The 18,552-nt window shown below is 64.1% G+C and carries 17 protein-coding genes and 1 pseudogene; 11 read left to right on the top strand and 7 right to left on the bottom strand.

Annotated elements, in window-relative coordinates; all coding sequences use genetic code 11:
• Positions 1-222 precede the first annotated feature (222 nt).
• Both ACGLHT_RS13370 and ACGLHT_RS13375 read right to left on the bottom strand, forming a co-directional pair.
• Positions 223-1,716: a CoA-acylating methylmalonate-semialdehyde dehydrogenase gene (locus ACGLHT_RS13370; protein ID WP_023662877.1), complete on the bottom strand. Its 1,494-nt coding sequence runs from the start codon at positions 1,714-1,716 to the stop codon at positions 223-225.
• A gap of 73 nt (positions 1,717-1,789) precedes the next feature.
• Entirely contained in the window at positions 1,790-3,136 is a 1,347-nt protein-coding gene (locus tag ACGLHT_RS13375; protein ID WP_054572853.1) for an aspartate aminotransferase family protein, read from the bottom strand.
• A gap of 118 nt (positions 3,137-3,254) precedes the next feature.
• Here ACGLHT_RS13375 and ACGLHT_RS13380 point away from each other — a divergent pair, with 118 nt between their 5' ends.
• From ACGLHT_RS13380 to ACGLHT_RS13400, 5 genes are all read left to right on the top strand, one after another.
• Positions 3,255-4,172 (top strand): LysR family transcriptional regulator, encoded by a 918-nt coding sequence (locus ACGLHT_RS13380; protein WP_013970743.1) that lies wholly within the window; start codon positions 3,255-3,257, stop codon positions 4,170-4,172.
• Positions 4,173-4,262: 90 nt separating this feature from the next.
• On the top strand, positions 4,263-4,925 hold the full coding sequence (locus ACGLHT_RS13385) for a TetR/AcrR family transcriptional regulator (protein ID WP_003257076.1): 663 nt from the start codon (positions 4,263-4,265) through the stop codon (positions 4,923-4,925).
• A 9-nt stretch (positions 4,926-4,934) separates the two neighbouring features.
• A complete protein-coding gene (locus ACGLHT_RS13390) occupies positions 4,935-5,519 on the top strand; it encodes a YigZ family protein (RefSeq protein WP_016484768.1) in 585 nt (194 codons plus the stop codon).
• 371 nt (positions 5,520-5,890) lie between these two features.
• Positions 5,891-6,577: an SDR family oxidoreductase gene (locus ACGLHT_RS13395; RefSeq protein WP_137162920.1), complete on the top strand. Its 687-nt coding sequence runs from the start codon at positions 5,891-5,893 to the stop codon at positions 6,575-6,577.
• 86 nt (positions 6,578-6,663) lie between these two features.
• On the top strand, positions 6,664-7,611 hold the full coding sequence (locus ACGLHT_RS13400; protein WP_137162919.1) for an adenosine deaminase: 948 nt from the start codon (positions 6,664-6,666) through the stop codon (positions 7,609-7,611).
• A gap of 21 nt (positions 7,612-7,632) precedes the next feature.
• On the opposite strand, the gene ACGLHT_RS13405 is transcribed toward ACGLHT_RS13400, so the two are convergent.
• On the bottom strand, positions 7,633-8,346 hold the full coding sequence (locus ACGLHT_RS13405; RefSeq protein ID WP_013970739.1) for a helix-turn-helix transcriptional regulator: 714 nt from the start codon (positions 8,344-8,346) through the stop codon (positions 7,633-7,635).
• Between the two features lie 487 nt (positions 8,347-8,833).
• Here ACGLHT_RS13405 and ACGLHT_RS13410 point away from each other — a divergent pair, with 487 nt between their 5' ends.
• Entirely contained in the window at positions 8,834-9,031 is a 198-nt protein-coding gene (locus tag ACGLHT_RS13410; RefSeq protein ID WP_075044510.1) for a hypothetical protein, read from the top strand.
• Here ACGLHT_RS13410 and ACGLHT_RS13415 read toward each other — a convergent pair.
• Together ACGLHT_RS13415 and ACGLHT_RS13420 are read right to left on the bottom strand one after the other, a co-directional pair.
• Positions 8,982-10,163, bottom strand: a complete 1,182-nt coding sequence (locus ACGLHT_RS13415) for a multidrug effflux MFS transporter (RefSeq protein ID WP_274078641.1) — start codon at positions 10,161-10,163, stop codon at positions 8,982-8,984. The genes ACGLHT_RS13410 and ACGLHT_RS13415 overlap by 50 nt on opposite strands.
• A 234-nt stretch (positions 10,164-10,397) precedes the next feature.
• On the bottom strand, positions 10,398-10,595 hold the full coding sequence (locus ACGLHT_RS13420) for a heavy-metal-associated domain-containing protein (RefSeq protein WP_085626073.1): 198 nt from the start codon (positions 10,593-10,595) through the stop codon (positions 10,398-10,400).
• A gap of 145 nt (positions 10,596-10,740) precedes the next feature.
• Between ACGLHT_RS13420 and ACGLHT_RS13425 the strand changes: the two genes are divergently transcribed.
• The 5 genes and pseudogenes from ACGLHT_RS13425 (at position 10,741) to ACGLHT_RS13445 (ending at position 16,098) form a co-directional block, all read left to right on the top strand.
• Entirely contained in the window at positions 10,741-11,127 is a 387-nt protein-coding gene (locus ACGLHT_RS13425; RefSeq protein WP_046616857.1) for a hypothetical protein, read from the top strand.
• A gap of 52 nt (positions 11,128-11,179) precedes the next feature.
• Positions 11,180-13,579 carry a heavy metal translocating P-type ATPase gene (locus ACGLHT_RS13430; RefSeq protein ID WP_274120382.1) on the top strand — a complete coding sequence of 800 codons (2,400 nt, stop codon included), beginning with the start codon at positions 11,180-11,182 and terminating at the stop codon, positions 13,577-13,579.
• Positions 13,576-13,986, top strand: coding sequence for a Cu(I)-responsive transcriptional regulator (gene cueR / locus ACGLHT_RS13435; protein WP_025337583.1), 411 nt, complete (start codon positions 13,576-13,578; stop codon positions 13,984-13,986). Before ACGLHT_RS13430 ends, cueR begins: the two co-directional genes overlap by 4 nt.
• A 324-nt stretch (positions 13,987-14,310) precedes the next feature.
• Positions 14,311-15,240 (top strand): annotated as a pseudogene (locus ACGLHT_RS13440) (sensor histidine kinase); the annotation flags it as partial.
• A gap of 129 nt (positions 15,241-15,369) precedes the next feature.
• Entirely contained in the window at positions 15,370-16,098 is a 729-nt protein-coding gene (locus tag ACGLHT_RS13445; protein ID WP_371053097.1) for a methyl-accepting chemotaxis protein, read from the top strand.
• A gap of 124 nt (positions 16,099-16,222) precedes the next feature.
• Here the strand turns inward: ACGLHT_RS13445 and ACGLHT_RS13450 are convergent, their stop codons facing one another.
• Positions 16,223-17,002, bottom strand: coding sequence for a helix-turn-helix transcriptional regulator (locus ACGLHT_RS13450; protein ID WP_085593411.1), 780 nt, complete (start codon positions 17,000-17,002; stop codon positions 16,223-16,225).
• Positions 17,003-17,197: 195 nt separating this feature from the next.
• Positions 17,198-18,475 carry an acetyl-CoA C-acetyltransferase gene (locus ACGLHT_RS13455; RefSeq protein ID WP_274078644.1) on the bottom strand — a complete coding sequence of 426 codons (1,278 nt, stop codon included), beginning with the start codon at positions 18,473-18,475 and terminating at the stop codon, positions 17,198-17,200.
• Positions 18,476-18,552: the final 77 nt, after the last annotated feature.

Here is an 18,552-nt window from a genome sequence, read left to right on the forward strand (position 1 = left end):
GCACAGGAGAGACTGGCCCGAAACAGATGTAGGAGCAGCCTTGTGCTGCGAAGCGCCGCGCGGGCGGCGCTCGATCTTGTAGGCGCCAGAAAACACAAGGCAGGCACCTCTCAAAGCCAATACCATCTCAAGACAGGCCCCTAGCCGCCCTGACGCACCCAACAACCAAACCCCAAAAACAAAGCGGGGAGGCCTGTCGCCCTCCCCGCTTCTGCTCATCCCTTACAAACTAGGGAAGGCAAACTGCGAAGCCTCATGGCTGGCACGCTGTGGCCAGCGCTGGGTGATCGCCTTGCGACGGGTATAGAAGCGCACACCGTCCGGGCCATAGGCATGCAGGTCACCGAACAGCGAGCGCTTCCAGCCACCGAAGCTGTGGTAGGCCACCGGCACCGGCAGCGGTACGTTCACACCGACCATGCCCACTTCGATCTCGTCGCAGAACAGGCGCGCCGCTTCACCGTCACGGGTGAAGATGCAGGTGCCGTTGCCATACTCGTGATCGTTGATCAGTTGCATGGCCTGCTCCAGGCTGTTCACACGCACGACGCACAGCACCGGGCCGAAGATCTCTTCCTTATAGATGCGCATCTCCGGGGTCACCTTGTCGAACAGGGTGCCACCGACAAAATAGCCATCCTCATTACCGGCCACACGGAAACCACGGCCATCCACCACCAGCTTGGCGCCAGCAGCAACACCGTCATCGATATAGCCCACCACCTTGTCACGGGCAGCAGCCGTCACCAGCGGGCCCATGTCCAGGCCGCACGAGGTGCCGGCACCAATCTTCAGGGCCTTGATCTGCGGTTCCAGCTTGGCAATCAGGGCGTCTGCCACCTGGTCACCCACGCACACCGCCACCGAAATGGCCATGCAACGCTCGCCGCACGAACCATAGGCAGCCCCCATCAGTGCGCTCACGGCATTGTCCAGGTCGGCATCCGGCATCAGCACCGCGTGGTTCTTCGCACCACCCAGGGCCTGCACACGCTTGCCGCGCTTGGTGCCTTCGGCGTAGATGTACTCGGCGATCGGAGTCGAACCTACGAAGCTCAGGGCCTTCACTTCCGGCGCTTCGATCAGCGCATCCACCGCTTCCTTGTCGCCGTGCACCACGTTGAGGATGCCCTTCGGCAGGCCGGCTTCCAGCAGCAGCTGGGCGATGAACAGGGTCGAGCTCGGGTCGCGCTCGGAAGGCTTGAGGATGAAGGCGTTGCCGCAGGCGATGGCCAGTGGGTACATCCACAGTGGCACCATGGCCGGGAAGTTGAACGGGGTAATACCGGCAACCACGCCCAGCGGCTGGAAGTCGGACCAGGCATCGATATTCGGGCCGACGTTGCGGCTGTACTCGCCTTTCAGTACTTCCGGCGCGGCGCAGGCGAACTCGACGTTCTCGATACCACGCTTCAGTTCACCGGCAGCATCCTCTAGGGTCTTGCCGTGCTCTTCGCTGATCATCTGCGAGATACGCGCTTCGTTCTGCTCCAGCAGTTGCTTGAAGCGGAACATCACCTGGGCGCGCTTGGCCGGTGGTGTGTTGCGCCAGGCCGGGAAGGCAGCCTTGGCCGAGTCGATCGCTTCCTGCACGGTCGCGCGGCTGGCCAGCTCGACCTTGCGCACGGCCTGGCCGGTGGACGGGTTGAAGACATCGGCGGTGCGCTCACCCTTGGTAACCAGTTCGCCGTGGATCAGGTGCTGAACAATGCTCATGCAAAACTCCAGATAAAGAAGGTTGAGGCAGGCGCGCGGTGTGCTCACGCGCCTGGCATCAGAATCGGAAAGATCAGTCGATCAGGTTCAGGGTTTCGCCTACTGCGTCGAACAGGCGATCCAGTTCCTGCGGCGTGGTGTTGAAGGTTGGGCCGAACTGCAGGGTGTCGCCACCGAAGCGTACATAGAAGCCTGCCTTCCACAGTTTCATCGCCGCTTCGTACGGACGCACGATGGCATCACCGTCGCGGGCAGCGATCTGGATCGCGCCGGCCAGGCCGTAGTTGCGGATATCGACGATGTTCTTGGTGCCCTTCACGCCATGCAGCAGCTTCTCGAAGTGCGGCGCCAGCTCGGCGGCGGCCTGCACCAGGTTTTCCTTCTGCAGCAGGTCCAGCGCGGCGATACCGGCGGCGCAGGCTACCGGGTGGGCCGAGTAGGTGTAGCCGTGCGGGAATTCCACGGCGTACTCCGGGGTCGGCTGGTTCATGAAGGTCTGGTAGATCTCGCTGCTGGCGATAACCGCGCCCATCGGGATGGCGCCGTTGGTCACCTGCTTGGCGATGCACATAAGGTCCGGGGTCACGCCGAAGGCTTCGGAGCCAGTCATAGCGCCCATGCGGCCGAAGCCGGTAATCACTTCGTCGAAGATCAGCAGGATGTTGTGCTGGGTGCAGATTTCACGCAGGCGCTTCAGGTAACCCTTCGGCGGCGGCAGAACACCAGCCGAACCTGCCAGCGGCTCGACGATCACGGCAGCGATGTTGGAGGCGTCGTGCAGCTCGATCAGCTTGAGCATCTCATCAGCGAGGGCAATACCACCCTCTTCCGGCATGCCTTTGGAGAAGGCGTTGACCGGCAGCACGGTGTGAGGCAGGTGGTCGACATCCAGCAGCTGACCGAACAGCTTGCGGTTACCGTTGACGCCACCGAGGCTGGTGCCGGCGATGTTCACGCCGTGGTAGCCGCGAGCACGGCCGATAATCTTGGTCTTGGTCGCCTGGCCTTTCAGACGCCAGTAGGCACGCACCATCTTCAGCGCGGTGTCGGCACACTCGGAACCGGAGTTGGTATAGAACACATGGTTCAGGTCGCCCGGGGTAAGTTCGGTGATCTTCTCGGCCAGCTGGAACGACAGCGGGTGGCCGAACTGGAAGGCCGGGGAGTAGTCCAGTGTGCCGATCTGACGAGCCACCGCTTCGGTGATTTCCTTGCGGGTGTGCCCGGCGCCGCAGGTCCACAAACCGGACAGGGCATCGAAGATCTTGCGCCCCTGGTCGTCGAACAGGTAGCTGCCTTCGGCCGCCACGATCAGGCGTGGGTCGCGCTGGAAGTTGCGGTTGGCGGTGTAGGGCATCCAGTGCGCATCCAGCTTGAGCTGGCTGGCGATACCGGCGGGGGCGGTTTCGGGCATGTTCATCGGCGGTTCCTCGGAAGACGATTAGGCAACGATGGATGTTGTTGCAGCTAAATTGGCACGGCGATAAAGTCTGGAAAAGCCAACATTTCTAATCTTCAGACAGGCCTTGACTAAACTAATGAGCCGACGCCCCGATCCACTCGCCCAAGTCAGCGATTTTGACATCCGTCTGCTGAAGATCTATCGCAGTGTCGTAGAGTGTGGCGGTTTCTCGGCCGCCGAAAACGTGCTGGGCATTGGCCGTTCGGCCATCAGCCAGCAAATGAACGACCTTGAGCAACGCCTTGGCCTGCGCCTGTGCCAGCGCGGACGCGCCGGGTTCTCGCTGACCGAGGAAGGCCGCGAGGTCTACCACTCGGCGCTGCAACTGCTCAGCGCTCTGGAAAGCTTTCGCACCGAGGTCAACGGCCTGCACCAGCATTTGCGTGGCGAGCTGAACATTGGCCTGACCGATAACCTTGTGACGCTGCCGCACATGCGCATTACCCATGCCCTGGCCGAGCTCAAGGACCGCGGCCCCGATGTGCGCATCCAGATCCGCATGATCGCACCCAGCCAGGTCGAGCACGGCGTGCTTGATGGCAGCCTGCATGTCGGCGTGGTGCCGCAGACCAGCCCGCTGTCGGGCCTCGAGTACCAGCCGCTGTACAGTGAGCGCTCGCTGCTGTACTGCGCAGTCGGCCACCCGCTGTTCTATGCAGATGACCAGCAGATCGACGACGACCGCCTCAACAGCCAGGAAGCCATCACCCCCACCTTCCGCCTGCCGGCCGAAATCCAGGCGCATTACCAGGCACTGAATTGCACGGCCAGTGCTTCGGACCGCGAAGGCATGGCGTTTCTCATCCTTACCGGGCGCTACATCGGCTACCTACCAGACCACTACGCCACGTTCTGGGTGCAGCAAGGCCGCTTGCGTGCCCTCAAGCCCCGGGAACGCTTCTATGATCTGAGTCTCAGCTGGGTAACGCGCAAGGGCCGGCGGCCGAACCTGGTACTGGAAAGCTTCCTCGAAAGCCTGGCTGCGACACGCTGATGCCAGTCTGTGCCGCAAACGCTTGTCACTTCGGCACAGGCAGGTAATCTTGTCCGACAGCCGCAGCCACTGACCCGTACGGAATCGTCCATGACCCTAGAAGTCCCTGCGCATCGCCTCTCCGCCTCGGGCAAGCCCGCGGGCCGCATCCGCCAGAAGAACGAACAGGCCATTATCCAGGCCGCCGAAGACGAGTTTGCCCGCCATGGTTTCAAGGGCACCAGCATGAACACCATCGCCCTCAAGGCGGGGTTGCCCAAGGCCAATCTGCATTACTACTTCACCAACAAGCTGGGCCTGTACATTGCAGTACTCAGCAACATCATCGAGTTGTGGGACAGCACCTTCAACGCCTTGAGCGTCGACGACGATCCGGGCGAAGCCCTGAGCCAGTACATCCGCACCAAGATGGAGTTCTCCCGGCGCAACCCGCAAGCCTCGCGGATTTTCGCCATGGAAGTGATCAGCGGCGGCACCTGCCTGAGCGAATACTTCAGTGCCGACTACCGCGAATGGTTCCGCGGCCGGGCCGCGGTGTTCCAGGCCTGGATCGAAGCCGGAAAGATGGACCCGGTCGACCCGGTGCACCTGATCTTCTTGCTGTGGGGCAGCACCCAGCACTACGCCGACTTTGCCACCCAGATCTGCCAGGTAACCGGCCGCAGCCGCCTGACCAAGCAGGACATGGAAGACGCGAGCAACAATCTTATCCACATCATTCTGAAGGGCTGCGGCATCAAGCCGGCTGCCTGATCGTCATTTATGCCATCTACCCTGCTCGACCTCTGCGAATACCGCGAGGAAATCCGCAAAAGCCGCTTCATCACCCTCGCCGGGCCGATCAGCAGTGCCGCCGACGCGATGAGTTTCATCGAACGCCACAGCGACCTGGCCGCCACCCACAACTGCTGGGCCTGGAAGCTTGGCGCCCAGTACCGCAGCAGCGATGACGGCGAACCTGGCGGTACCGCGGGGCGGCCAATCCTCGCGGCCATCGAAGCACAGGACTGCGACCAGGTGGTGGTGCTGGTGATCCGCTGGTATGGCGGTATCCAGCTGGGCACCGGCGGCCTGGCCAGGGCCTATGGCGGCGGTGCCAACAAGTGCCTGCAACAGGCACCCAAGCGGCTGCTGGTGCAGCGCAGCGAATTCACCTGCAGTTGCAGTTTCAGCGAACTGGCGCTGGTGAAGCTGCGCTTGGCGGAGGTTGACGGCCTGGTCCTGGACGAGCAGTTCACCGCCAATGGCGTGGACCTGTTGATTGCACTGGGTGACGCCCACCTGGCGCCACTGCAGCAGCAGTTGGCCGACTTGAGCCGCGGGCGCATTCTGCTCGAAGCACGCTGAACATTGCCCACAACAACTGTGGGCCGGCCTGTGGATAAGCTTGGGGCACTCGCTTGCAGGCGGCATTACTCAAGGGCTGCAGAGCCTTGATCATATTTTGATCACCATTTGATGACAGCCGCAAACCGTTGATGCTCCTGACGTTATCCCCAGGCCCACAGCCTGCGTAGCCCTGCACAGCCATCTGCGCTTGCACACAATAACTGTGGACCAGCTTGTGGATAACCCGTGCGCCAACAAGCCGAAGGCCACGCCGCACAAGGGCCTGAGGCAACTGGTGATTTTTCGTACAACCTACGACAAGGCGCCCGGCACCACAGTGCATTATCCTCAATACCTTTCTTTGCCAACCGATCACGGAGCGCATCCACATGGCTAACGCAAAAAACGCACTTATCATCGGGGCCTCTCGCGGGCTGGGCCTGGGCCTGGTGCAACGCCTGCAAGAAGACGGCTGGAACATCACCGCCACCGTACGCAACCCGCAGCAGCCCGGCGCCCTGGCGGATGTATCCGGCGTGCGCATCGAACAGCTGGAAATGAACGACACGGCCCAGCTCGATGGCCTGAAGCAACGCCTGCAAGGCCAAGTGTTCGACTTGATATTCGTCAACGCCGGGGTCATGGGCCCCCTGCCGCAGGACCTGGAGGCGGTACAGAACAAGGACATCGGCGACCTGTTCATGACCAACGCCGTGGCGCCGATCCGCGTGGCCCGCCGCCTGGTCGGCCAGGTACGCGAAGGCAGCGGCGTGCTGGCCTTCATGAGCTCGATCCTGGGCAGCGTGACCATCCCCGATGGCGGCGAAATCTGCCTGTACAAGGCCAGCAAGGCGGCCCTGAACTCGATGATCAACAGCTTCGTCGTCGAGCAACAACGCCCCGACCTGTGCGTGCTGGCCATGCACCCGGGCTGGGTGAAAACCGACATGGGCGGTGAAAACGCCGAGATCGACGTGCTGACCAGCACCCGCGGCATGCTTGAACAGATCAAGGCGCAAAGCGGCAACGGCGGCCTGCGCTTCATCAACTACAAGGGCGAACCCTTGGTCTGGTGATTCACCAGGTCGCAGCCTGGCCGTGCGCAATGCCCGGCCAGGCTCTGTAGAATGGCGGCAACCGTACCTGATCGAGATGACCCACCATGTATGACTGGTTGAACGCCCTGCCCAAGGCCGAACTGCACCTGCACCTGGAAGGCTCGCTGGAGCCCGAGCTGCTGTTCGCCCTGGCCGAGCGCAACAAGATCGCCCTGCCGTGGGCCGATGTGGAGACCTTGCGCGGTGCCTATGCCTTCAACAACCTGCAGGAGTTCCTCGACCTGTATTACCAGGGCGCCGACGTGCTGCGCACCGAGCAGGACTTCTACGACCTGACCTGGGCCTACCTGCAACGCTGCAAGGCGCAGAACGTGATCCACACCGAACCGTTCTTCGACCCACAGACCCACACCGACCGCGGCATCCCCTTCGAAGTGGTGCTCAACGGCATCAACCAGGCGCTCAAGGACGGTCGCCAGCAACTGGGCATCAGCAGCGGCCTGATCCTCAGCTTCCTGCGCCACCTCAGCGAAGATGAGGCACAGAAAACCCTCGACCAGGCCCTGCCGTTCCGCGATGCGTTCATCGCCGTTGGCCTGGACAGTTCGGAAATGGGCCACCCACCGAGCAAGTTCCAGCGCGTGTTCGACCGCGCCCGCAGTGAAGGCCTGGTCGCCGTTGCCCATGCCGGCGAGGAAGGCCCGCCCGAGTACATCTGGGACGCCCTGGACCTGCTGAAGGTCAAGCGTATCGACCACGGCGTGCGCGCCATCGAGGACGAGCGCCTGATGCAGCGCATCATCGACGAGCAGATCCCGCTCACGGTGTGCCCGCTGTCGAACACCAAGCTGTGCGTGTTCGACCACATGAGCCAGCACAACATCCTCGACATGCTCGAGCGCGGCGTGAAGGTCACGGTCAACTCTGACGACCCGGCCTACTTCGGTGGCTATGTCACCGAAAACTTCCACGCCCTGCACACCCACCTGGGCATGACCGAAGACCAGGCCCGTCGCCTGGCCCAGAACAGCCTGGATGCCCGGCTGGCCTGAGTGATCTGACCGCGATCGCGGTCAACCGACCTGCAATGTCGGCACGCGGGCAATGCGATTGATCTGCTGGATACCCAACGCAGAAATATGCAATGCCCGCGAGTCCTCGGCCTCGCGCATCCAGCCAGATTGCAGGAACAGCCGGAACAAGGCCTGCCCCAGCACGCCACCCAGGTGCGGCCCCTGGTCGTTCCACTCGGTGCAGCGGCAGATCACACAGCCACGTTGCTGATGCGGCGCCAAGGCATCGATGTAGACCCCGACCAAAGCCAACTGCGTCCGCCCCTCCTCGCTTACCATCAGCTGTCGACCACTACCCTCCAGCCAGCCGGCCACCACCAGACGGTGATACAGCTCGCCGGCCAGTTCCCCGCCCAGGTGATCGCCACAGCGACGCGCCCTGCGTATCGACATGGGCAGCGGTGATACCGGCGCCTTGGCCCGCTCCCCCCTGGCGCTCTCCAACTGGACACTGGCCAGCGCCTCCACCGCTGCCCCGACTTGCGGGGTGGCCAGCCGGAAGTAGCGCTTGCGCCCCCGCGCTTCGTGCCGGAGCAAACCGGCCGATGACAACAACGAAAGGTGAGCGCAGGCCGATGACGAGGTCAGGCCTGTCATTACCGCGAGCTCGTTGGCCAGCCGCGGCGTGCCATCGATCAATGCCCACAACATGGCACTGCGCTTGGGGTCGGCCATCAGGCTGGCAATCTGGCTGATACTGCTGGCTGCGTTCATGTCCCTGTAACTCCCTGCAAGTTCACTGTGTGGATGCGATGGCCACCCCTGGCAGGGAAGCGCCTCTCGCTGGCACTGGCCTGGTTCGCCAGTATAAGCCGCAAAAAACGCCATTCAGGCAGCGTTGCGCAGTGGCACCAACGGCAAAAAACCACTGGGTATGCCTACCCATGGCAAGCAGTGAAACAGTGCGTGAAAGCTGCCCGGGCCGCGCGGGCAAGCAGCCCGGCCCACATGGCGGGAGCAAGGGAACCACAGGCGGAAAAAACACCGGATGCAACTTCGGACGCGGCCGACAACCAATTTCCACAAGTAGCGCAAGCCAAAGCGAAGGTTCCACGTGTTTGCGGGCATTGCACCCGAGCAGGAAAAAACATGTAGAAAACGTTCTTGCCGACCGTCAGTCAGGACACTGTTTCAGGTCATGGCAGGCACAAGGTGCAGCGCTACACTTCATCCGCTCTCCCCCCTTTGGAGGTATGCCGCGATGAAAATTGTCGTCAGTGCGTCGAGCCGAAACCCCGCCTGCCCCTGGCAGGTCCAGCTCGATCAACACGTGGTCAGTTTCCGCAGCGAGGCCGAGGCGCGTGCCTTCGTCGCCACGTTGGAAACCCGCCTGCAGGCACCTCACCCGCTTATGCGGGAGCCTTGGCCGGCAAGCGTCGGGTCAGCAGCGCGACACTGACCACCAGCGCCCCGCACAGGCTGATCACCAGCGCCATCGGCACCGCACTGCCATCATGCAGCAGCCCGACCAGCGCCGCTGCGCCGGCGGCGACGCTGAACTGCAGGCAGCCCATCAGCGCCGAGGCACTGCCAGCACGCGCGCCCTGCCCGCTCATGGCACAGGCAGAGGCGTTGGGGATGATGCAGCCGAGGCTGGAGATGCAGACGAACAGCGGTACCAGAAGTGGCCACAGCTGAGTTGGCCGCAGTGCCGCCACGCCCAGCAACGCCAGGCCCGCAACCAGGTACAACCACACCGCACGCGCCAGCAGGAACGCCGGCCCGCGCTTGGCCAGCAAGCGTGCGTTCACCTGCGCCACCAGGATAAAGCCGGCGGCATTGGTGCCGAACAACCAGCCGTAATGCTCGGCCGGCACGCCGTAGAGCTTGATGAACACGAAAGGTGAACCGGCGATGTAGGCAAACATGCCGGCGATGGCGATACCACCGGTCAGGGCATGGCCGACGAACACCCGGTCAGCGAGCAGGCGCAAGTACTGGCGCAAGGCGCCAGACAGCGGTTGCCGCGGTATGTGCTCGGGCAGGCTTTCCGGCAGGCCCAGGCTGACCGCCAGCAGGCAGCCGGCACTGAACAGGCTCAGGGCGAGGAAGATCGATTGCCAGCCGGCCACGTTCACCAGCACCCCGCCCAGCATCGGTGCCAGGATCGGCGCCAAGCCCATGACCAGCATCAGCTGCGAGAACACCTTGGCCGAGGCCACCGGGTCGCACTTGTCACTGACGATGGCCCGCGACAACACCATCCCGGCGCAACCGCCCAGCGCCTGGACGAAACGCGCCAGCACCAGGGTGTCGAGGTTGGGGGCATAGGCACAGGCCAGTGACGCCAGGGTGAACAGGGTCACCCCGAACATCAGCGGCTTGCGTCGGCCAAAGCGGTCGGCCACCGGCCCATAGGCCAGTTGCCCGATGGACAGGCCAAGGAAGTAGGCGGCCAAGGTGGACTGGACGTGTTTTTCATCGGTGGCGAACGCCTGCGCCATGGCCGGGAAGGCGGGCAGGTAGAAGTCGATCGCCAAGGGCCCGAACGCACTGAGTGCGCCCAGGATGAGCACCATTCGCAGGTTCATCTGGAATCCATAGCAGGCTAAGCAAGTGCTCGATTCTACCTGCTGTGGGCCCTATCGACATGAAAACATTTGCAACAATACAGGCCCTGGCGCGGCCCCTGTAGGAGCGGCCTTGTGTCGCGATGGGCCGCAAAGCGGCCCCAGCAATTTATGCATCGATGCCAATATCCTGGGGCCGCTTTGCGGCCCATCGCGACACAAGGCCGCTCCTACAGGGCTCAGCGCATGGCCTGATCAGGCTACGTCGGCCTGATAACCCTCATCGCGAATGGCCGTGAGAATCCGCTCCTGAGCCAACTCGCTCTGCACCCTTACCTGCCTGGCCGCCAGGTCGACCTCCACCTTGGCCGCGGCATCCTGCTCCTGCACCGCCCGGGTCACGGCTTTCACGCAATGGCCGCAGGTCATGCCTTGTACATTGAACACTTGCATGGGGGTTACCTCCTTCAGGTTTTCCACGAGTCTCAAGCTTGCCATCGGGGCAAGGTCAAGATCTGCCGACAACAGCCGGGGTGGAAATCCGCGCGCGCGTCGGCCAAGCTGCGTCTTTGATGATCACGCAAGCAGGAGATTCTTCATGTTCAGGGCAGCATTGGGCGTCGTCGGGCTATTGAGCACGCTGGCTGCAGTGCCACCGGCCAGTGCCGAGGGCAACTCGGACTACAGCGTGCTGATCATTTCCCGGGAGCGCCTGGAAGTGGCCACCAGTTGCGAAATCGGCATCTACCTCAACGACCAGCTCTCCGGGCGCGTGTTCCAGGAGCAATCCACCTCGTTCAACCTGCCGCCCGGCCCGGTGGACGTGCGCCTGCGCCTGCTGCCCGGGCAAATGCCCGGCTGCGCCGCGGGTGTCGAGGACCAACGCAGCACACGACTGAACCTGCAGGCGGGCCAGATCAACAAATACCGCATCGCCATGGGGCAATATGGGCTGGAGTTGAAGCGAGCCGGCCTGGGCTATTGACCTTACCTGCATGGCAAGGTTGATGCTGGAGGCCTGTCCAAGGAGGAGAGCCATGCCCGCATCCACCACATACGACCTGCCGATCTCCGGCATGACCTGCGCCAGCTGTGCCGGCCGGGTCGAGCGCGCCCTGCGCAAGGTCACCGGCGCTGAACAGGTCAGCGTCAACCTCGCCACCGAACAGGCCCGGGTCCAGGCCCCGGCCAACAGCTTGCCCGCGCTGGTCGACGCCGTACGCGAAGCCGGCTATGGCGTGCCCACCCGCACCGTCGAACTGCAGATTGGCGGCATGACCTGCGCCAGTTGCGTCGGCCGCGTAGAGCGCGCCCTCGGCAAGCTGCCGGGGGTTGAACAGGTCAGCGTCAACCTGGCCAGCGAACGCGCGCACCTCGAAGTGCTCGCGGCCCTCGACGACAACCTGCTGATCGACGCCGTGCAAAAGGCCGGCTACAGCGCCAGCCTGCCGCAAACCGCCAGGGACGACCAGCACGCTGCCCAGCACCGCCTGCGTAACGAACGCCTGGCGGTCGGCGCAGCGTTGCTGCTCGCCCTGCCGTTGGTGGTGCCAATGCTGGTGCAGCCGTTTGGCGTGCACTGGATGTTGCCAGCGTGGGTGCAGTTCCTGCTGGCCACGCCGGTGCAGTTCATTCTCGGCGCGCGGTTCTACGTGGCCGCCTGGAAAGCCGTGCGCGCCGGGACTGGCAACATGGACCTGCTGGTAGCCCTGGGCACCAGCGCCGGCTACGGCCTGAGCCTGTACCAGTGGGCGCAGGCCCCCACCGGCATGGCCCCTCACCTGTACTTCGAAGCCTCGGCCGTGGTGATTGCCCTGGTGCTGCTGGGCAAGTACCTGGAAAGCCGTGCCAAGCGCCAGACCGCCAGCGCCATCCGTGCCCTCGAGGCCCTGCGCCCGGAACGGGCCGTGCGCCTGGTCGATGGCCGGGAAGAAGACGTGGCCATTGCCCAACTGCGCCTCGGCGACCTGATACTGGTCAAACCCGGCGAGCGCTTCCCGGTCGATGGCGTGGTCGAAGACGGCAGCAGCCATGCCGATGAAGCCTTGATCAGCGGCGAGAGCCTGCCGGTGCCCAAGCAGCCCGGCGACAGCGTCACCGGTGGCGCCATCAACGGCGAAGGCCGGCTGCTGGTACGCACTCAGGCACTGGGCACCGAAACCGTGCTGGCACGCATCATCCGCCTGGTGGAAGACGCCCAGGCGGCCAAGGCACCGATCCAGAAGCTGGTCGACCGGGTCAGCCAGGTATTCGTCCCGGCAGTGCTGGTACTGGCGCTGATTACCCTGGTCGGTTGGTGGCTGGCCGGCGCGCCACTGGAAACCGCGCTGATCAATGCCGTCGCGGTACTGGTCATCGCCTGCCCCTGCGCCCTCGGTCTGGCCACACCCGCCGCGATCATGGCCGGCACCGGGGTCGCCGCCCGCCATGGCATCCTGATCAAGGACGCCGAAGCCCTGGAGCGCGCCCATGCGGTCAACCGTGTGGTGTTCGACAAGACCGGCACCCTCACCTCTGGCAGCCCGCGCGTTGTCCACAGCCAGGCGCAGGTGGGCAGCAGCGCCGACCTGCACCGCCTGGCCGGTGCCCTGCAGCGCGGCAGCGTACACCCGCTGGCCAAGGCGGTACTGGATGCCTGTGCCGAACAGGGTCTGGATGTGCCTGACGTTGCCGACAGCCAGTCGCTGACCGGGCGTGGTATCGCCGGGCGCGTGGAAGGCCGCGAACTGGCCCTGGGCAACCGCCGCCTGCTCGATGAAAGCGCCCTGCCACCCGGCGACCTGGCCGCCAAGGCCCAGGCCTGGGAAGCCGAGGGGCGCACCCTGTCATGGCTGATCGAACGCGGCGCACAGCCGCGGGTGCTGGGCCTGTTCGCCTTTGGTGACAGCCTCAAGCCCGGTGCCGCGCAGGCGATCGATACCCTGCACGCGCAACACATCAGCAGCCACCTGCTGACCGGCGACAACCGCGGCAGCGCCAAAGTGGTGGCCGATGCCTTGGGCATCGACGACGTGCATGCTGAAGTGCTGCCGGCCGACAAGGCCGCGACCGTGGCTGCACTCAAGCAGGATGGCGTGGTCGCCATGGTCGGTGATGGCATCAATGATGCGCCGGCGCTGGCCGCCGCCGATATCGGCATTGCCATGGGGGGCGGTACCGACGTGGCCATGCAGGCCGCCGGCATCACCCTGATGCGCGGCGACCCACGCCTGGTACCGGCCGCCCTGGAGATCAGCCGCAAGACCTATGCGAAGATCCGCCAGAACCTGTTCTGGGCGTTCATCTATAACCTGATCGGCATCCCGCTGGCCGCGCTGGGTTACCTCAACCCGGTACTGGCCGGCGCCGCCATGGCCCTGTCCAGCGTCAGCGTGGTGAGCAACGCGCTATGGCTCAAGGCGTGGAAACCCACCAGCAACACCCAGGAGGCTCCATGAACATCGGCCAGGCCGCCCGCCGCAGCGGGCTCAGCACCAAGATGATCCGTTACTACGAGTCCATTGGCCTGCTCAAGCCCGCCACGCGCAGCGACAGCGGCTACCGCCTGTACCAGGCGGAAGACTTGCACAGCCTGGCCTTCATCAAGCGCTCCCGCGACCTGGGCTTTTCCCTCGAAGAGGTCGGCAAGCTGCTGACCTTGTGGCAGGACCGCCAGCGCGCCAGCGCCGATGTGAAAGCGCTGGCCACGCAGCACATCGCTGAACTGAACCGGCGCATCGAAGAGCTGGTGAGCCTGCGCGACACCCTCGGCGAACTGGTCTCGCACTGCCAGGGAGACGAGCGCCCGGACTGCCCGATCCTGAAGGACCTGGCCAATGGTGCTACGGGCGGCTGCTGTCACTGAGCCACCCCGCGCCCCTTTGGTATGCCATATACGTCCAAACACGACCGAATAGTCACCAACTGCGACTTTATCCAATAAATACGGGCGTTTCCCTACATTAAACCCGGATGCTGCCGATGCAATTGTTACCTGCCTCGTGTATCGAAAATAAAAAATCCGGGAGCGTCGATGAGCATCAAACAGAAACTGACCTGGGCATTCGCGGTCATCGCCGGCTTGCCCATCGTCCTTGTGGCCACCCTGGTGGTCCTCAACCTGCGTGGCGAAGCCCGCGACGGATTCCTCGATGGCAGCAGCCGGGAAATCCGCCAGGTCAGCAACGCGATGAACATCTTCTTCCAGGGCATCAACCAGAACGTCGAGTACCTGGCTGCGCAGCCGATGGTCGCCGCCACGGGTAGCGAACTGAACAAGTACATGAGCGCAACCCCATCCTATGAACTGGGCGACCAGGCCAGCAAGCTGCTGGAGTTCATGACCCGCCTGGCCACCACGCATCCCAGCTATGCGTACCTGTCCTACGGGGTGAATGACGGTGGTTACGTCGGCTGGCCGGCCGGGCAGAAGTTCGTCAATTACGACCCGCGCACCCGCCCCTGGTACCAATTGGCCATGGCCAACCCTGGCAAGACCCTGCGTACCGGCGCCTACTACTGGGCTGCGGACGACGCCGTGCTGGTCAGCACCGTGCGCACCGTCTCCAACCAGTTGGGCAACCCCGGCGGCGTGGTCAACGTCGACGTCTCGCTCAAAGGCCTCACCGAGATCGTCCAGCAGATCAAGCTGGGCGAAAGCGGCTACGTGCTACTGGTGGAAAACAACGGCAACGTACTGGTCGACCCTCGTGACGCCAAGCACAACTTCAAGCAACTGGCGAGCTTTGGCGACGGGTACGCCGAGCTGGCCAAGCACGGCAAGGGGCTGGCCGAAGTGGAGCTGAATGGCGTGCGCTACATGGCCAACATCTACCCGGACGAACAGCTGGGCTGGACCTTGATCGGCCTGATCGAACAAAGCGAAGTGATGCAGACCACCACCCGCCTGACCTGGCTGATCGGCGTGGTGGCCCTGGTATTGGCTGCGTTGTTCGCCGTGGTCGGTGCCACCTTCGCCAAGCTGATCGTGCGCCCGATCAACAGCGTCACCAGCGGCCTGGAAGATATCGCCCAGGGCGAGGGCGACCTGACCCGCAACCTGGAGATCCGTGGCCGCGACGAAACCGCACAACTGGCCAGCTGGTTCAACCAGTTCCTCGGTGCCATTCGCAGCCTGATCCAGCACATCGGTGCTGCCGCCAGCAAGATCCTCAGCACCTCCAGCAGCTCGACCCGCGTTTCCAGCGACATGGCCGAAGCCGCCGGCCGCCAGCGCGAAGCGGTGGACATGGTCTCTACCGCCTTCCACGAAATGGTCGCCACTGCCAACGAAGTGGCACGTTCCTGCAGCCAGGCGGCGCAGTCGGCCGACAGCGGTCAGCAACAGGCTCGCGAAGGCCAGCAGCAGATCGATGCCGCGGTACATAGCGTCGACCGCCTGAGCCAGGAGATTGAGCAGTCGGCGCAGTCGATCCAGCAGCTGGAGCGTGACAGCAACGCCATCCAGTCTATCCTCGGCACCATCCGCTCGATTGCCGAACAGACCAACCTGCTGGCGCTCAACGCCGCCATCGAAGCGGCCCGTGCCGGCGAGCAGGGCCGTGGCTTTGCCGTGGTTGCCGACGAGGTGCGGGCGCTGGCCAAGCGCACTGCCGACTCCACCGCCGAGATCGACGGCCTGCTGGGCAACCTGGCCAGCCGCACTGCCGAAGTGGCCGCACAGATGCACGCCAGCCTGGAGGTTTCACAGCAGTCGGTGAGCCGCATCGGCCTGGCCCGTGACAGCTTCGGGCAGATCCGCGAGTCGGTGGATGTGATCCGCGACATGAACACCCAGATCGCCACGGCGGCCGAAGAGCAGCACCAGGTGGCCGAAGACATCAACCGGCACATCAGCCAGATTCACGGTGATGCGCAACTGGTGGCCGAACTGGCCCAGGCGGCGCGGATGGATTCGGAGAGCCTGGCCGGGTTGTCCAATGAGCTGGATGCGCTGGTGCGCAGGTTCCGTACCTGATGTTGCCTGCGCCGGCCTCTTCGCGGGCACGCCCGCTCCCACAGGTACTGCACAGGCCCTGAGTGCAGTGGGATCCTGTGGGAGCGGGCGCGCCCGCGAAGAGGCCGGCACAGGCGACCAATCACTAAAGCCTCAATTCCCCCGGCGTCGCACCGAACAATTGCTTGAACGCCGCAATGTAAGCCGAGGTGGAGTCATACCCACATCCCAACGCCGCCTCGGTCACACTCTCCCCCGCCTCCAGCAACGCTAGCGATGACAACAGCCGCATACGTTGCCGCCAGTTGCGGAAACTCAAGCCCGTCTCCCGCTGGAACAGCCGCATCAGCGTCTTCTCCGAGCACCCCAGCTCTCGCGCCCACTGCTGCAAGGTCTGCGACTGGTCCGGTGCAGCGATCAGACCATTGCACAGCGCCAGCAACCTCGGGTGCCGTGGCAGTGGCAGCGAAAAACCGACCTCGGGCAGCATGCGCAACTGGTCGAGCAGCACCGCCACCAGCCGCGCCTCGGCGCTGTCACCCTCCGGGTAGTCGGCCGGGAACAGGCAGAACTGCTTGATCAGTTCGCGCGCCAGCGGGGTCACTTCCAGTACCCGGCATTGCTCCGGTGCCCACGGGCAGGCATCCCGGCGCACGTAAAGGCTGCGCATTTCGGCCTGCATAGAGGTGACCACTTCGTGTTCGGCATCGGCTGGTATCCACACGCCCCATTGGGGCGGGGCGAAGTAGCTGCCTTCGTGGGTATACACCCCGAGAACGCCGCTGATGGCGTAGGAGAACTGCACCCAGTCGTGCTGGTGGCGGGTGGTCCAGGAGCCGGCGCCGAGGCTTTCGGCACGGGCATAGAGTGGCCTGGGCAGGTAGTCCAGCGCCGGGATGGCGCGGGGGTGTCCGATGATCGGCATGGCGGTTTCTTGTAGTTCTGACCAGACAAGCCTAACAGCTGATTCGTGGTCAAGTCAGGCGCGGTCTCTGTGGGAGCGGCCTTGTGTCGCGAAAGGGCCGCAAAGCGGCCCCAACAATTTTTGCTGTGACGCTGAAACCCCGGGGCCGCTTCGCGCCCCTTTCGCGACGCAAGGCCGCTCCCACAAGGCGTGGCTTCAGCGCTCGACGATGACGGTCACCCCCTGCCCACCCGCCGCACAGATCGAAATCAACCCCCGCCCCTTTCCCGCCCTCGCCAGCAACTTGGCCAGGTTGGCCAATATCCGCCCCCCGGTCGCGGCAAACGGGTGCCCGGCCGCCAGCGAACTGCCCTTGACGTTGAGCTTGCTGCGGTCGATCGCCCCGAGCGGCGCATCCAGCCCCAACCGCTCACGGCAATAATCGGCATCTTCCCAGGCCTTGAGCGTGCACAGCACCTGGGCAGCAAAGGCTTCGTGAATCTCGTAATAGTCAAAGTCCTGCAGCGTCAGGCCATTGCGCGCCAGCAGCCGCGGCACCGCATACACCGGCGCCATCAGCAAGCCTTCGCGACCAGTGACGAAATCCACCGCAGCGGTTTCGCCATCGACCAGATAGGCCAGCACCGACAGCCCCTGCTGCTCGGCCCATTCCTCGCTGCCCAGCAACACCAGCGAAGCACCATCGGTCAGCGGTGTGGAATTGCCCGCCGTCAGCGTGCCCTGCCCGCTGCGATCGAAGGCCGGCTTGAGCCTGGCCAGTTGCTCCAGGGTCAGGTCGGGGCGCAGGTTGTTATCACGGGTCAACGACAGAAACGGCGTCAGCAGGTCATCCTGCCAACCTTCGGCGTACGCGGCAGCCAGCGCCTGGTGGCTGAGCAGCGCCAGCTCGTCCTGTTCGGCACGGCCAATGCGCCAGGCCTGGGCCATGCGTTCGCAATGCTCGCCCATCGACAACCCGGTGCGCGGCTCGCCGTTGCGCGGCAATTCGGGTTTCAGGTGGTGAGGGCGCAGCTTGAGGAATGGCTTTAGCCGCTCGCCCAGGCTTTTGCCGCGGTTGGCCTGCAGCAAGATGTGGCGCAGGCCTTCGTTTACCGCAATCGGCGCATCGGAGGTGGTGTCCACGCCGCCGGCAATGCCGCAGTCGATCTGCCCCTGGGCAATCTTGTTGGCCACCAGCAGCGCTGCCTCCAGCCCGGTGCCGCAGGCTTGCTGGATGTCGTAGGCCGGCGTCTGCGGCGACAGCCGCGAGCCCAGCACGCACTCACGGGTCAGGTTCATGTCACGCGAGTGCTTGAGCACCGCACCGGCCACCACTTCCCCCATGCGCAACCCATGCAAGCGGTAGCGTTCGATCAGCCCTTCGAGGGCGACGGTGAGCATCGCCTGGTTGCTGGCCGTGGCGTAGGCGCCATTGGAACGGGCGAAGGGAATTCGGTTGCCGCCCAGGATCGCGACCCGGCGAAGTGAACGCATGCGCTTGTTCCTCCTGAAACAATTTGATCCGTACAGCCTAGGTGTTTTTACCGCATTCGAACGACCTTGCCACAAAG

Origin of the sequence: Pseudomonas sp. PsB (assembly GCF_043658375.1) — a bacterium.
Classification (GTDB): Bacteria; Pseudomonadota; Gammaproteobacteria; order Pseudomonadales; family Pseudomonadaceae; genus Aquipseudomonas; species Aquipseudomonas putida_Z.